The organism is Uliginosibacterium sp. TH139 (assembly GCF_002855595.1).
Taxonomy (GTDB): Bacteria; Pseudomonadota; Gammaproteobacteria; order Burkholderiales; family Rhodocyclaceae; genus Uliginosibacterium; species Uliginosibacterium aquaticum.
The window spans coordinates 36432-50163 of the sequence record NZ_PKRR01000010.1; the positions used below are offsets into that span (position 1 = coordinate 36432).

The 13732-nt window shown below is 63.8% G+C and carries 12 protein-coding genes; 7 read left to right on the top strand and 5 right to left on the bottom strand.

What is annotated here, in order from left to right; translation table 11 throughout:
* Window positions 1-115 precede the first annotated feature (115 nt).
* Window positions 116-931, top strand: coding sequence for a 3-methyl-2-oxobutanoate hydroxymethyltransferase (gene panB, locus C0V76_RS17700; RefSeq protein ID WP_101944237.1), 816 nt, complete (start codon window positions 116-118; stop codon window positions 929-931).
* Between the two features lie 141 nt (window positions 932-1072).
* Here panB and C0V76_RS17705 read toward each other — a convergent pair whose 3' ends face one another.
* Both C0V76_RS17705 and C0V76_RS17710 read right to left on the bottom strand, forming a co-directional pair.
* Window positions 1073-2296 (bottom strand): J domain-containing protein, encoded by a 1224-nt coding sequence (locus tag C0V76_RS17705; protein ID WP_101944238.1) that lies wholly within the window; start codon window positions 2294-2296, stop codon window positions 1073-1075.
* Entirely contained in the window at window positions 2296-3546 is a 1251-nt protein-coding gene (locus tag C0V76_RS17710; protein WP_158239274.1) for an ankyrin repeat domain-containing protein, read from the bottom strand. Before C0V76_RS17710 ends, C0V76_RS17705 begins: the two co-directional genes overlap by 1 nt.
* 179 nt (window positions 3547-3725) lie before the next feature.
* Here C0V76_RS17710 and pgi point away from each other — a divergent pair, with 179 nt between their 5' ends.
* Complete coding sequence (pgi, locus tag C0V76_RS17715) at window positions 3726-5360, top strand: glucose-6-phosphate isomerase (protein ID WP_101944240.1); 1635 nt, start codon at window positions 3726-3728, stop codon at window positions 5358-5360.
* A 585-nt stretch (window positions 5361-5945) separates the two neighbouring features.
* Here pgi and secA read toward each other — a convergent pair.
* Complete coding sequence (gene secA, locus C0V76_RS17720) at window positions 5946-8675, bottom strand: preprotein translocase subunit SecA (RefSeq protein WP_101944241.1); 2730 nt, start codon at window positions 8673-8675, stop codon at window positions 5946-5948.
* Between the two features lie 180 nt (window positions 8676-8855).
* Between secA and C0V76_RS17725 the strand changes: the two genes are divergently transcribed.
* Window positions 8856-9299: a DciA family protein gene (locus C0V76_RS17725; RefSeq protein ID WP_158239275.1), complete on the top strand. Its 444-nt coding sequence runs from the start codon at window positions 8856-8858 to the stop codon at window positions 9297-9299.
* A gap of 54 nt (window positions 9300-9353) precedes the next feature.
* On the opposite strand, the gene C0V76_RS17730 is transcribed toward C0V76_RS17725, so the two are convergent.
* Both C0V76_RS17730 and lpxC read right to left on the bottom strand, forming a co-directional pair.
* A complete protein-coding gene (locus C0V76_RS17730) occupies window positions 9354-9542 on the bottom strand; it encodes a hypothetical protein (RefSeq protein ID WP_101944243.1) in 189 nt (62 codons plus the stop codon).
* A 7-nt stretch (window positions 9543-9549) separates the two neighbouring features.
* Complete coding sequence (gene lpxC, locus C0V76_RS17735) at window positions 9550-10473, bottom strand: UDP-3-O-acyl-N-acetylglucosamine deacetylase (RefSeq protein WP_101944244.1); 924 nt, start codon at window positions 10471-10473, stop codon at window positions 9550-9552.
* Window positions 10474-10597: 124 nt separating this feature from the next.
* Between lpxC and amrB the strand changes: the two genes are divergently transcribed.
* The 4 genes from amrB to C0V76_RS17755 are packed head-to-tail and all read left to right on the top strand — an operon-like array spanning window position 10598 to window position 13699.
* Complete coding sequence (gene amrB / locus C0V76_RS17740) at window positions 10598-11413, top strand: AmmeMemoRadiSam system protein B (protein WP_101944245.1); 816 nt, start codon at window positions 10598-10600, stop codon at window positions 11411-11413.
* 6 nt (window positions 11414-11419) lie between these two features.
* Window positions 11420-11974, top strand: a complete 555-nt coding sequence (amrA, locus tag C0V76_RS17745; protein ID WP_101944246.1) for an AmmeMemoRadiSam system protein A — start codon at window positions 11420-11422, stop codon at window positions 11972-11974.
* Window positions 11971-13044: an AmmeMemoRadiSam system radical SAM enzyme gene (amrS, locus tag C0V76_RS17750; protein WP_101944247.1), complete on the top strand. Its 1074-nt coding sequence runs from the start codon at window positions 11971-11973 to the stop codon at window positions 13042-13044. The genes amrA and amrS overlap by 4 nt, the downstream gene beginning before the upstream one ends.
* A gap of 1 nt (window position 13045) precedes the next feature.
* Window positions 13046-13699, top strand: coding sequence for an alpha/beta hydrolase (locus tag C0V76_RS17755; protein WP_101944248.1), 654 nt, complete (start codon window positions 13046-13048; stop codon window positions 13697-13699).
* Window positions 13700-13732: the final 33 nt, after the last annotated feature.

Consider the following 13732-nt stretch of genomic DNA (forward strand, 5'->3'; position numbering starts at 1 on the left):
TTCATGCATCTATAAAAAGGCTGGATGCCCGTCAGCAGGAGATTGACGGACAATGCGCTCCCGTTCGCCGGCGACGCATTCGCCCGGCCCGTCGCCACACCGTACAGGAGTCGACATGAGTTACCTCGAAAACGCCAAGCCCGTCACCCTCACCAGCCTGGCCGCGATGCGCCAGAACGGCGAGAAGATCGCCATGCTGACCGCCTACGATGCGAGCTTCGCCGCCCTGTGCGAGCGCAACGGCGTGGATGTGCTGCTGGTTGGCGACTCGCTCGGCAACGTGATCCAGGGTCAGAAAACGACCCTGCCGGTGACGATGGAGCAGATGGTTTATCACACCGAATGCGTGGCCCGCGCCGCCCAGCGCGCCTGGGTGATCGCCGACCTGCCCTTCGCCAGCTACCAGGAAAGTCCGCAGCAGGCCCTGCGCAACTCGGCGCGCCTGATGGCCGCCGGCGCCCAGATGGTGAAGCTCGAAGGCGGTGCCGTGATGGCCGAGACGGTGCGTTTTCTGGTCGAGCGCGGCGTACCGGTATGTGCCCACATCGGCCTCACGCCGCAATCGGTGCATCAGCTCGGCGGCTACCGCGTGCAGGGCAGAACTGAAGCGGGCGCGGCACAGATGAAAATCGATGCGCTGGCACTCGAAGCGGCGGGTGCAGCCATGGTCGTACTGGAAATGGTACCCGCCACCCTGGCCGCCGAACTGAGCACTCAACTCAGCAGCATGGCCACCATCGGCATCGGTGCCGGCAAGGACTGTGATGGTCAGGTGCTGGTCTTGCACGACATGCTGGGCGTCTATCCCGGCAAGAAGGCACGCTTCGTGAAGAACTTCATGGACGGCGCGGCGAGCATCGATGCGGCCGTAGCCGCCTATGCCGCCGCGGTGAAGGACGGCAGCTTCCCGGCGCCGGAACACACCTACTGAGTTGCAAGCAGCAAGGGCGCGCCTTCGGCGCAACAAGCTTCAAGTAAAACCCGGCCGGATGCGCGGCCAAAACTCTTGGTTTGCGGGCCACAACTCGCAACTTACTTGTGACTTGAAGGCGCGTAGCGGTGCGCTGGCAAGCTACTCGCACTGACTGCGGATGAACTCCGCCATCTTGCGCAGCCGCGCCGCATCAAAGGTGCCGTCGGCCTCATCACGCGTCACGAAGAGATTGATGCCGGCATCAAAGCCATTGGCGGCGAACCAGCCCTGGCGCTCCTGCCAAGCGGTACGCAAAGCTTCGCTCTCAAGCACGCCCAGATGCTCCCATAGCAGGCTCTGCCCCTTGGCATCCCGGATGGTGAAGGCCGGCTCACGCTCACCCGGGCGGGCGCTGCCGGCCAGGGGCTGACGGTAGGCGTACTCCAGCCCTAGTTCGTCGAGCAGCGCGGCGATCGCCAGCTCGGCCGGGCTGCACTGTGGCTGGCGCGTCTCGGCCTCATCCTCTGCCGGTTCGTCCGGTGCATCGCCCGGGGCGCCTTCCGGGCTGGGCTCGCACGCCGCAGCCACTTCAGCGGCCACCGGCATCAGGGCCTGCTGACGCAGCCGGGCAAGCTCGTTCTCGGCGCGGGCAATATCGCGCTCGATACCGATCTCGATGATGCGCAGCTTGTCCTCTCCGCGTGCCTCTGCCTCCTCCACCGCCTTGTAGAGCCGGTAGAGGCCGGACTCGCGCAGGGTCGCAGTGGTCTGGCCGATATTGCTGATCTGCTCCCGCACCCGTGACATCAGGCGAATGGTGCGAATCAGGCGCGTAGCCGCATCGTCCTCGCCCGGCTGGGCGCGCATCTGGTATTCGTCGATCAGGGCCTGAATGGTGTGCACATGGCCATCGCGATAGGCCACATTGATGCGCGACATGATCTCGTCACGCAGGCTGCGGTCGTCGTCATCGCCGGCGCGGTCCGGGTGTACGATCTTGGCCGCCATCCGGTAGTACTTGCGCAAATCATCACTGGGCATGAACTCCTCAGCACCCGGATCGATATCGATGGCGCGGGCAGCTTCAGCGCTGGCCTGAGCCTGAGTACTGGCAGCGCGGGCGGCAGCCTGGCGCAGCGCATCGCGTGGTGCGAGGCGCACGCGCAGCTGGGCAATCTCTGCGCGCACGCGATCGAGCCGCGCATACAGATCGCCTACCCGGCGCCAGTAGCGCAACTTGAAGGCAGCCAGGCCATTCTGCAGGGTGGCGTATTCGGTCTGCACCTCGGCGTAGCGCTCTTCGAGCACTTCAAGCTGCTGCAGCTTGGCTTCGAGCTCAAGCTCCTCGGGTGCAGGGCGATCACTGCTGAGCCACTTGAACATCAGGTCTGACTCCTGCCGGCCCACTCACGATAGGCGCGGGCGAGATGCGGACGGTTTTCGGGGCCCAGAGTTTCGGCGAGCCAGTCGCTGAGCACCAGCAGGCTGCGATTGGAAAACGGGGATTCGACCAGCAGGTTTTCGAGAAAATCGCGCTGTTCGGCATAGTCATCCGGACTGCAGCGCACCAGTTGTTCGTCGAGCGGACCATAAACCGCGTCAGGCTGCCCCTGCAAGGCCCGCTGCAGCACACCGGGCAGCAGCGGATTGCCGCTGCGTAGCGCCATTTCCAGCGCGCTTTCGCCGCTGGCTGGCTCGATCAATGCTGGGTTGGCGCCGTAGCACAGGAGCATCGCAGCCGCTTCCAGATGACCATTCACTACCGCGTAATGCAAAGCGCTGAGCCCGGTCGTGCCACCTTCAAACGCACAGACCTCCTGAGCATCCGGCTCAGCGCCAGCGGCCAACAGCACCTCCAGCACCCCCACCGCACCACGTGCGGCCGCGTAGTGGAGCGGCGTGCGCAAGTCGGCGCCCGCTGCGTCACGCGTGGCGCCGGCCTTCAGCAGCAGAAAGGCGGTGGCGGCGCAGTTGCTCAGGGCGGCAGCATGCAGGGGCGAGCCGCCACCGAATGCACCGAGCTGATCATCAAAGGAATGCCAGCCAGACATCGCATCCACATCCGCTCCGGCAGCAATCAAGGCTTCGACCAGCGCCGTCATGCCTTGCCCGGCCGCCAGATGCAGTGCGCTTTCGCGCCGCCCCGGCAAGCTCGCATTGGGGTCAGCCCCGGCCGTCAGCAAGCTCAGCGCAGCGTCCTCACAACCCGCCTCGCAAGCCACCAGCAAGGGCGTAGCGCCCGGAAAAAACACGCCTTCGCGCAGATGGCCGCTGGGAGAATCAAGCGGCGCGCCCTGCTCGACCAGCAAACCGAGTGCCGCCAGCGAAGCACGCCGGGCCGCAAAGTGCAGCAGTTGAGGGCCCTCGTCGTCGTCCGAACGGTATTCCAGCAACTCCGGCTCGTCGCGCAGCAGGCGCGCCAGAGGGGCCAGCTCGTTGCGTTCGATGAGGGCACAAGCCTCGGCGTACTGCACAGCCAGATCACCTGCCACGCGATCGCGCCACAGGATGGCCAGCCCGCGATTGACGAAGCCAGCGGCATCCTGCACCAGCACGGCCAGCTGGCGCTCGGGTGTAGCCAGCGCGGCGTGGGGCGTGACAAGCGTGCTGAGGCTGCTGGCTTCCGGGTTCATGCAGGGCCGCGAAAAGGGTGGATGACCCTGCATGATACTGGCCCCAGCCTATGCCTGCGCGGGCTCATACTCCTAGAGGCAGCGCGGCCCGCCGTATTCCGCACTCGCCCGCAGCGCCCCGGCCGGCTTATCATCACAGAACTGAACTGAATGCCATTGACCGACCGGAATCCACGCCGATGAACCCGACCCAGACCCTTGCCTGGCAACAACTCGCAATGCACGCCCGTGCGCTCGAAGCCACCCACCTGCGCGAGCTCTTCGCGGCCGATCCCGACCGCGCCGGCCACTTCAGCAGCAAGGCCTGCGGCATCCTGCTCGATTACTCGAAAAACCGGATCACGGCCGACACCCTGCGCGAACTGCTGGCACTCGCCGAAGAATGTGCGCTGGGTAGCGAGATCCGCGCCATGTTCGAGGGGGGCGAGATCAACAACACCGAACACCGCGCCGTGCTGCACACCGCGCTGCGCGCCCAGGGCGACGTTCAGGTCCGTGTGCAGGGCGAAGACGTGATCCCGGCGATCCGCGAAGTCCGCGCCCGCTGTGCAGCCTTCAGCGAACGCGTACGCAGCGGCGAATGGCGTGGCTACAGCGGCGAAACCATTACCGACATCGTGAACATTGGTATCGGTGGTTCCGACCTCGGCCCGCTGATGGTCTGTGAAGCACTGAAACCCTATGCCGACGGCCCCCGCCTGCATTTTGTCTCCAACGTAGATAGCCTGCACCTCACCCAGACGCTGGCTGGCCTGAACCCGGCGCGTACACTGTTCATCATTGCGTCCAAAACCTTCACCACGGTCGAGACCCTGACCAATGCCCGCAGCGCCCGTGCCTGGCTGGTCAAGGCCGCCAGTTCGGAGTCGGCTGTCGCCAAGCACTTCGTGGCGGTATCGACCAACGCAACCAAGGTTGCTGAGTTCGGCATCGACACCGCCAACATGTTCGGCTTCTGGGACTGGGTCGGCGGCCGCTACTCGCTGTGGAGTGCCATCGGCCTGCCTATCACCCTCGCCATCGGTGCCGCCGGCTTCGATGCCCTGCTCGAAGGTGCTGCCGACATGGATCAGCACTTCCGCACAGCCCCGTTCAAGGACAACCTGCCGGTGCTGCTGGGCCTTCTGGGCGTATGGTATGTGAACTTCCTGGACTGCCGCTCACAGGTCGTTGCCCCCTACAACCAGACCCTGCACCGCCTGCCGGCCTTCCTGCAGCAACTGGACATGGAATCCAACGGCAAACAGGTGCGCGCAGACGGCAGCCCGGTCGACTACGCCACGGGCCCGGTGATCTGGGGTGAGCCCGGCACCAACGGCCAGCACGCCTTCTTCCAGCTGATCCATCAGGGCACGGCGGTGATCCCGGTTGATTTCATCCTCGCCCTCTCGCAACCGGGTCAGCTCGCTAACCACCGCGTGAGCCAGATCGCCAACTGCCTTGCCCAGTCAGCCGCCCTGATGCAAGGCAAGGCAGCGGACGAAGTACGCGCCGAGATGGAGGCCAAGGGCGTCGCCACGGCAGAAATCGAAGCCTTGCTGCCGCACCGCGTCTTCCCCGGCAACCGACCGAGCAACACCTTGCTGCTGGACGATCTCTCGCCACGCACGCTGGGCGCACTGCTGGCGCTCTACGAACACAAGGTCTTCGTGCAAGGCAAGATCTGGGGCCTGAACTCCTTCGACCAGTGGGGTGTGGAGCTCGGCAAACAGCTTGCCAGCGGGATTGAGCAGCGCCTCAGTGCAGCGAGTGGCCCTCGCTATGACACATCGACTGAAGCGCTACTGGCTTACATCGGCGAATCCATATCCTGACCCCCTTCAGCAAACTTTCATCAGAAAGCCGGTCCTTAAGATCGGCTTTCTTGCTTTCAAGCCTCTCGCTTTGACGCGCCATCAGACAGTTTGAGCGCATGGCTATCTCAAGCATCACGCTCGCCGCACGGGTGCATGGCGCTAAAAAAACAGCCGGGTTTCGCGCAACCTCAACATGGTGGAAGACTTCTGCAGCCGCCTGGCCGTACCGCCCTATGGCGAACGCGAGGCATATCATTACGGCAGCCTCTGAGCCGCGCGGGAGAAAACGGGCCAGCCCATCGGCGTAAACGATCTGCATAAGGCAGCCCACGCTCGCGCGCAGGGACTGACGCTGATCAGCATTAATCTGCGCGAATTCGACCCCGTGCCGGGCCTGTTATCCGAGAACTGGGTGTCAGCACCAAGATTTCGACAGACACAAAAAAGCCAGACTCGAAGTCTGGCTTTTTTGCATTCATCACCGCCCGAACCAGGCGTTAGCGGAAAGCGTAGCGAGCGGGCCGCGATTGAGGCGAGACACGCAGCCGTATGCTTTCTATACGGCGAGCATCACAGCCTCAAGCCCGGTTCGCGCAGCACGCTTTACGCCAATGCCCCGTGGCACTGCTTGTACTTCTTGCCTGAACCGCATGGGCAAGGATCATTGCGCCCCACGCGCAAGCCGTTGTTTTCAACCGGCAGCTGCTTCTTCTCGGTGACGGCCGCCTCCGCCAGCGCTTCGTCGTAGTCAGCGTGGTGGTATTGCACGTTTTCCACACCCGGATGCTGTTCGGCGACCTCTTCGATCTGCTCCTCTGAACGCACCTGCACGGTCATCAGCAAACGCACCACTTCGGTCCGCACGGTGTCCAGCAAGGATTCGAAGAGTTCGAAAGCTTCGCGCTTGTATTCCTGTTTCGGGTTCTTCTGCGCATAGCTGCGCAGATGGATGCCCTGACGCAGGTGATCCAGCGCAGAAAGGTGTTCGCGCCAGTGCTGATCAAGGGTATTGAGCATCACGCTGCGCTCGAAACCAGCCCAAGCGTCGTGCTGCACATCCTTGACCTTGTCGGCATAGGCCTGATCGGTCGCTTCAACCACCTTGACGAGCAGGTCTTCGTCAGAGAGACGGGTGTTGTCCTTGGCCCACTGGCCCACCGGTACCTCTACACCATACTCGGCCTTGAGCGCCTTCTCGAAACCGGCCAGATCCCACTGTTCTTCGACCGACTCGGCCGGCACATAGGTGCGGAACAGTTCGGCGATCACACCCTGGCGCATGGCAGTGATGGTCTCGCCAATATCGCTGGCTTCAAGCAGTTCGTTGCGCTGGTGGTAGATGACCTTGCGCTGATCGTTGGCTACGTCATCGTACTCAAGCAGTTGCTTGCGGATATCGAAGTTGCGCTGCTCGACCTTGCGCTGGGCGGACTCCAGCGAACGGTTGACCATGCCCGCTTCGATCGGCTCGCCTTCAGGCATCTTCAGGCGCTGCATGATGGCGGAGAGACGCTCGCCGCCGAAGATCTTCATCAGCGGGTCTTCCAGCGACAGGTAGAAGCGGCTGGCGCCGGCATCCCCCTGACGACCGGAGCGGCCGCGCAGCTGGTTGTCGATCCGGCGCGATTCATGGCGCTCGGTACCGATGATCTTGAGGCCACCAGCGGCCAGCACCTGCTCGTGCAGGCCCTGCCACTCATTGCGCAGGGTGGCGATCTTGTCGGCTTTCTGCTCATCAGAAAACTCGGCGTTTTCCTTGACCAGCGAGATCTGCTTCTCGACGTTGCCGCCCAGCACGATGTCCGTACCACGGCCGGCCATGTTGGTGGCAATGGTGATCACGCCGGGACGCCCGGCATCCGCCACGATCTCGGCTTCACGGGCGTGCTGCTTGGCATTGAGCACGTTGTGCGGCAGCTTCTCGACCTTGAGCAGTTCGGACAGGAGTTCGGAAGACTCGATCGAGGTAGTACCGACCAGCACCGGCTGACCGCGCTCATGGCAGTCCTTGATGTCCGCAATGATGGCGGCGTGCTTTTCCTTCTCGGTGCGATAGACCAGATCGTTCATGTCCAGGCGGATCATGGGGCGATTAGTCGGGATCACCACCGTTTCCAGCCCATAGATGGAGTGGAATTCGTAGGCCTCGGTATCGGCAGTACCCGTCATGCCGGCAAGCTTGCCGTACATGCGGAAGAAGTTCTGGAAGGTGATCGAGGCCAGGGTCTGGTTCTCGGAGTTGATCTTCACGCTTTCCTTGGCTTCCACGGCCTGATGCAGACCATCGGACCAGCGGCGACCCACCATCAGGCGGCCGGTGAATTCATCAACAATGATCACTTCGCCGTTCTGCACCACGTACTGCTGATCCTTGTGGAACAGCGAGTGCGCGCGCAGGGCGGCGTACAGGTGATGGATCAGCAGGATGTTGCCCGGCTCGTAGAGGCTGCGGCCTTCGGGCAGCAGGCCCAGACGCACCAGAATCTCTTCAGCATGGTCATAGCCTTGCTCGGTCAGCAGCACTTGCTGCTGCTTGAGGTCGACGGTGTAGTCGCCCGGCACGGTAACGTTGTCGTCCTCACCTTCCTGCTTGGTCAGCAGGGGCGCCACAGCATTCATGCGCACATAGAGGTCGGTGTGATCTTCGGCCTGGCCGGAGATGATCAGCGGCGTACGGGCTTCGTCGATCAGGATCGAATCCACCTCATCGACGATGGCAAAGTTCAGGCCGCGCTGGGCGCGCTGACCGAGCTCGTAGACCATGTTGTCGCGAAGGTAGTCGAAGCCGAACTCGTTGTTGGTCCCGTAGGTGATGTCCGCAGCGTAGGCGGCAAGCTTCTCGGCTTGCGGTTGCTGCGAATAGATCACGCCGGTGGACAGGCCCAGGAAGCTGTAGATGCGCCCCATCCAGTCCGCATCGCGGCTGGCAAGGTAATCGTTCACCGTTACCACATGCACGCCCTTGCCGGAGAGCGCATTCAGGTACACCGGAAGCGTGGCAGTCAGGGTCTTGCCTTCACCGGTGCGCATTTCGGCGATCTTGCCGTCGTGCAGCACCATGCCACCGACCATCTGCATGTCGAAGTGGCGCATGCCGTGCACCCGCAAGCCGGCTTCGCGGACTACCGCAAAGGCCTCCGGCAGCAGTGCATCAAGGCTTTCGCCCTTGGCGATGCGCGCCTTGAATTCCTCGGTCTTGCCGCGCAGCGCTTCATCGCTGAGCGCCTGGATCTGCGGCTCAAGGGCGTTGATGGCACGCACCTTGTGCATGTATTGACGGACCAGCCGGTCATTGCGGCTGCCGAAGACTTTCTTGAGAAGGCCAGCGATCATTTTGGATGGACGAGTAAGGCGCGGCAAAGACGCGGATTCTAGCATGCGGCCCCGGCATGGCCCGCCGGGCGTTTCGGAGGCCGATCAGCTCTTCCTTGCTTGCTTGCTACAACGCAAACACGGCATGCTTGAGCCCTGCTGACTCACTCCCCCTTGTGCGCCCACATGGGGCCGATTTCGATGGCTACAAGCCCGCTCAACCGTTTCATCGGACGCTCGGACGTCCTCGCCCGCCTGCAGGATCACGCCGCCCTCCTGCAGCGCCTGCAGCGCAAGCTCGACGCTGCCTTGCCGGCAGTGTCGCGCGGGGCTGCGCAGGTCGCCAATTTCCAGGATGGCGAGCTGATCCTGCACGTGGCCTCGCCCGTGATGGCCACCCGCCTCAAGCTGGGGCTGGAAACCCTCAAGCATTCACTGCAGGTGGCCGGCGAACCAATTCAGAGCATCAAGGTGAAAGTACGAGCCAGCCCCTTCACAGGCAACGGGCGTGAAGAAGAAGTCATCGTGCGGCCGATTGGCGCCGACGGGCGGGCTGCGCTACTGGGGCTGGCTGAAGGCCTCAAGCCGGACGATCCGCTGGCACGGGCCCTGAAGCGGATGATCGAACGCAGCGCAAAGGGCTGATGCCTGAGCGCTTGAGCAGAAGCCAGCGGCGCGCGTTTCCAGTAGGAACGGCCCTCAGACCAGCGGTGCGATCAGGCGCTCGAACACCAACAAGACCAGGGTGACCAGCCCCACAACGAGTCCGTAGCGGAACAGATTCCAGGCCCAGCGGAAGAAGTATGGCTGCCGCGTGAGCAGGCCCAGCGCGGCACACACGCCGATGGCCAGAGCCAGTGCGAGGGCAACCAGGCGCAGGATCAGCATGACCGCCTCAGGCAAAGGCCAGCTGGGTTTCGAGCTGGCCGCGCAGGGTTTCGGGCAGCTTTGCGTCATCTTCGAAAGTGACGATTTCCCAGGCTTCCTTATCCTCCAGCAGCACGCGCAGGATCTGGTTGTTGAGCGCATGGCCAGACTTGTTGGCCACGTAATGCGCGAGCAGCGGATGACCGCACAAGTAGAGATCGCCAATGGCGTCGAGCACCTTGTGCTTCACGAACTCATCCGCATAGCGCAGGCCATCCGGATTGAGGATCTTGTATTCGTCCAGCACGATGGCGTTATCGAGGCTGCCGCCCTGGGCCAGGCCCATACCGATCAGCACCTCCAGATCCTGCACGAAACCGAAGGTGCGGGCCCGCGCTACGTCGCGCGAATAGCTCTGATTGGCAAAATCCACGGTCACTTCGGTGGCCGTGCCATCGATGGCCGGATGATTGAAGTGGATCGCGAAAGAGAGCTTGAAACCATCATGCGGCAGCAGGCGCACGGATTTGTCGCCTTCCACATACTCCACCGGCTTCTTCACGCGCAGGAAACGCTTGGGAGCATCCTGCAGCTCGAAGCCCACCGACTGCAACAGGAACACGAAAGGCGCGGCGCTGCCATCGAGAATCGGGATCTCGGGCGCGTCGACGTCCACATAGCAGTTATCCACGCCCAGCCCGGCCAGGGCGGACATCAGGTGCTCAACGGTGCCGATCTTGGCGCCATCCTTCTGCAGACCGGAGCACATGCGCGTATCGACGACCGCATAGGGATCGCAGAACAGATCCACCGGTGGCGTCAGATCCACGCGACGAAACACGATCCCGGTATCGGGGGCTGCGGGTCGCAACGTCATTTCCACGCGCTTGCCGCCATGCAGGCCCACGCCGGTTGCCTTGACCACTGCTTTCAGGGTTCTCTGTCTGATCACGCCGCTATCCTGTTGTTCATATTGAATAATTCATACGATTGTAACGGACAGCCGGGCAATTCAGCCCGGCCAGGTGGGGTTCCCGCTACCTATAATCAGGATAGCCTCTCACTCGCCCCTGCCCATGGCCACCCAGCCCGTCCGCCCCGCCGCCGTTGCCGGTCTGTTCTACCCGGCCGATCCGCACACGCTGAGCGCGCAGTTGCATAGCCTGCTCGCACAAACCGAGCGGCCGTCCGCCCTGCAGCCGCCCAAGGCGCTGATCGTGCCGCATGCCGGCTACATGTACTCCGGCCCAATCGCCGCTAGCGCCTACGCCATGCTGGAAGCCTTGCGCGACATCATTCGCCGCGTAGTACTGGTGGGCCCCAGCCACCGCATGGCCTTTGCCGGTGCCGCCCTGCCCGGCTGTGCTGCCTTCGCCACCCCGCTCGGCAATGTGGAAATCGATAGCGACGCCGTGTTCACGCTTGCTCAACGCCCTGGCGTGGTTTTCGATGACAGTGCCCACGCTCAGGAGCACGCGCTCGAAGTCCAGCTGCCCTTCCTGCAAACCGTGCTGGAGCACTTTCGCATCCTGCCGCTCACCCTCGGCATGATCGAAGCCCAGCAGGTCGCCGAACTGCTCGAAGCGGTGTGGGGCGGGCCGGAAACCCTGATCGTGGTGAGCTCCGATCTCTCTCACTACCACCCCTATGCCCAGGCCCAGGCCGACGACATGGACGCCATTGGCCTGATTCTCGAAGGCGAAGGCCCGCTCAATCATGAGCAGGCTTGCGGTGCGACCGCCATCAATGCCTTGTGCATCACCGCCCGGCGCCACGGCCTGCTGCCGCGCCTGCTCGATCTGCGCAATTCGGGCGACACGGCAGGCGACCGCTCACGCGTGGTCGGCTACGCGGCCCTGAGTTTTTCGCCCGGCCAGCGCCGCACTCACTGAGTCGCCATGACCAGCGACGCCGCACTCGGCCCTCTTCTCCTTGCCCAAGCCCGTGCGGCAATTGCCGGCACGCTGGGGCTGAAGGCGGCCGAACCCGGCGATCACCCGGCCCTGCATGAGCTCGGTGCCAGCTTCGTCACCCTCACCCGCGAAGGGCTGTTACGCGGCTGCATCGGTCAGCTACAGCCGGTCAAGGCGCTCGGACCGGACGTAGCCGACAACGCCCGCGCAGCGGCTTTTCGCGACCCTCGCTTTGCCCCGCTCACAGCCGAAGAATGGCCCGATCTGCAGATCGAGGTATCCGTGCTGGGGCCGGTGAGCTTCGTGCATTGCCCCACCGAGGAGGACTGCCTGCGCCAGCTCACGCCTTTCAAAGACGGCGTGATCCTCGCCAGCGGCGCACGCCGCGCCACCTTCCTGCCGCAAGTGTGGGAACAGTTGCCGGACCCGCAAGACTTCATCCGCCAGCTGCTGCAGAAAGCCGGCTTGCCGGTCGACCTGTGGCCGGCCGACATGCAGCTCGGCCGCTACCGCGTCACGAAATACAAGGAAGCCGGATGAATCACCCGGCGCGCTGGTGGCATCTGCTTGATGACGGCCGCCTCCAGTGCGACCTCTGCCCGCGCGACTGCCGCCTGCACGCTGGCCAGCACGGCGCCTGCTTCGTGCGCGAGCGCATCGGCGACGAGATGGTACTCAGCACCTATGGCCGCAGCTCCGGCTTCTGCCTCGACCCGATCGAAAAGAAGCCGCTGAACCACTTCCTGCCCGGCTCCTCCATCCTCTCCTTCGGTACCGCCGGCTGCAACCTCGCCTGCAAGTTCTGCCAGAACTGGGACATCTCGAAATCCCGCGACATGGACAGGCTGATGGATCAGGCCAGCCCGCTGACCATCGCCCGTGCCGCGCGCAAGATCGGCGCGGCCAGCGTCGCCTTCACCTACAACGACCCGGTGATCTTCGCCGAATACGCCATCGACATCGCCACCGAATGCCATGTCGAAAATGTGCGCACAGTGGCCGTCACCGCCGGCTACATTAATCCCGAACCGCGGCGCGAATTCTTCGCCGTGATGGATGCCGCCAACGTCGACCTCAAAGGCTTCACGGACGATTTCTATGTGAAGCTCTGCGGCGCGCACCTCGCCCCGGTGCTCGACACCCTGCAGTGGGTCCGGCACGCAAGCACCTGCTGGCTGGAAATCACCACCCTGCTGATCCCCGGCGCCAACGATGGCGACGCCGAAATCAAGGCCCTGAGCGACTGGATCTGCCGCGAGCTGGGCCCAGAAGTGCCGCTGCACTTCACGGCCTTTCACCCCGACTACAAGCTCACCGACCGACCGCCCACACCACTCGCCAGCGTGCAGCGCGCGCGCCGCATCGCACTGGATGCCGGGCTGCGCCACGTTTATACCGGCAACGTACATGACCCGGCCGGCGCCACCACCCATTGCGCCGGCTGCGGCACGACGCTGATCGAGCGCGAAGGCTATGCCATTCGTCGCTACCGGCTCGACCCCCAAGGCAAATGCCCCGACTGCGGCCAGCCACTCGCCGGGCATTTCGCCGCCCAGGCCGGCAATTTCGGCAACCGGCGCATTCCGATCCAGCTGGCCCGCGAAGGATGAAATGACAAGCACCCATGAATTACGTATCCAGACTGGCAAGGTCTGGCTCGATGCCCTCCACGCCAGCCCCGCACAGCCGCGCGGCCTGATTCTCTGTGCCTTGCCACACATTGCGCAGCTGCGCGATTCACGCGACAGCCACGCCGCCGGCTTCCTGCATGAAGCCGGTTTCACCACTCTGCTGGTCAGCCTGCTCACCCCCTACGAGGCCCAGCACGATTCCGACGCGCATTACGACATTGCCCTGCTCGACCAACGCATCGCCGCCCTACTCGAATGGATCGCTCACCAGCCAAGTCTGCAAGGCCTGCCGCTGGGCGTACTGGCGAGCGACAGCGTACTCAGCGCCTGCATCCGCCAGTTCGCGCGCGAACCCGGCAATGTGAGCGCACTGGTCAGCCGCGCCGGGCGCCCGGAACTTGCCGGCGCCGCCCCGCTGCGCAGCCTGCAAGTACCACTGATGATGATCGTGCCCGAAGCCGCCAGCGAACTCACAGCCCCCAGCCAGCAAGCCTGGAAGCTGCTCGGCGGCGAAAAACTCTGGCATACCGTTCCCGGCGCCAGTGCCAGCCTGATCGAGCCGGGGAGCCTGGAGAACGCCAGCCGTGCTGCCTGCGCATGGTTCCTGCGGCACATGCCAGCCGCAGAGCGCTGAAACCTGCTTGGCCCGCCTGCATTGGCACCGGAA

Excerpts from the sequence above, each read along its gene's own strand:
- panB (WP_101944237.1), top strand. The coding sequence starts at position 116 with ATGAGTTACCTCGAAAACGCCAAGCCCGTCACCCTCACCAGCCTGGCC.
- C0V76_RS17705 (WP_101944238.1), bottom strand. The coding sequence starts at position 2,296 with ATGTTCAAGTGGCTCAGCAGTGATCGCCCTGCACCCGAGGAGCTTGAG.
- C0V76_RS17710 (WP_158239274.1), bottom strand. The coding sequence starts at position 3,546 with ATGAACCCGGAAGCCAGCAGCCTCAGCACGCTTGTCACGCCCCACGCC.
- pgi (WP_101944240.1), top strand. The coding sequence starts at position 3,726 with ATGAACCCGACCCAGACCCTTGCCTGGCAACAACTCGCAATGCACGCC.
- secA (WP_101944241.1), bottom strand. The coding sequence starts at position 8,675 with ATGATCGCTGGCCTTCTCAAGAAAGTCTTCGGCAGCCGCAATGACCGG.
- C0V76_RS17725 (WP_158239275.1), top strand. The coding sequence starts at position 8,856 with ATGGCTACAAGCCCGCTCAACCGTTTCATCGGACGCTCGGACGTCCTC.
- C0V76_RS17730 (WP_101944243.1), bottom strand. The coding sequence starts at position 9,542 with ATGCTGATCCTGCGCCTGGTTGCCCTCGCACTGGCTCTGGCCATCGGC.
- amrB (WP_101944245.1), top strand. The coding sequence starts at position 10,598 with ATGGCCACCCAGCCCGTCCGCCCCGCCGCCGTTGCCGGTCTGTTCTAC.
- amrA (WP_101944246.1), top strand. The coding sequence starts at position 11,420 with ATGACCAGCGACGCCGCACTCGGCCCTCTTCTCCTTGCCCAAGCCCGT.
- amrS (WP_101944247.1), top strand. The coding sequence starts at position 11,971 with ATGAATCACCCGGCGCGCTGGTGGCATCTGCTTGATGACGGCCGCCTC.
- C0V76_RS17755 (WP_101944248.1), top strand. The coding sequence starts at position 13,046 with ATGACAAGCACCCATGAATTACGTATCCAGACTGGCAAGGTCTGGCTC.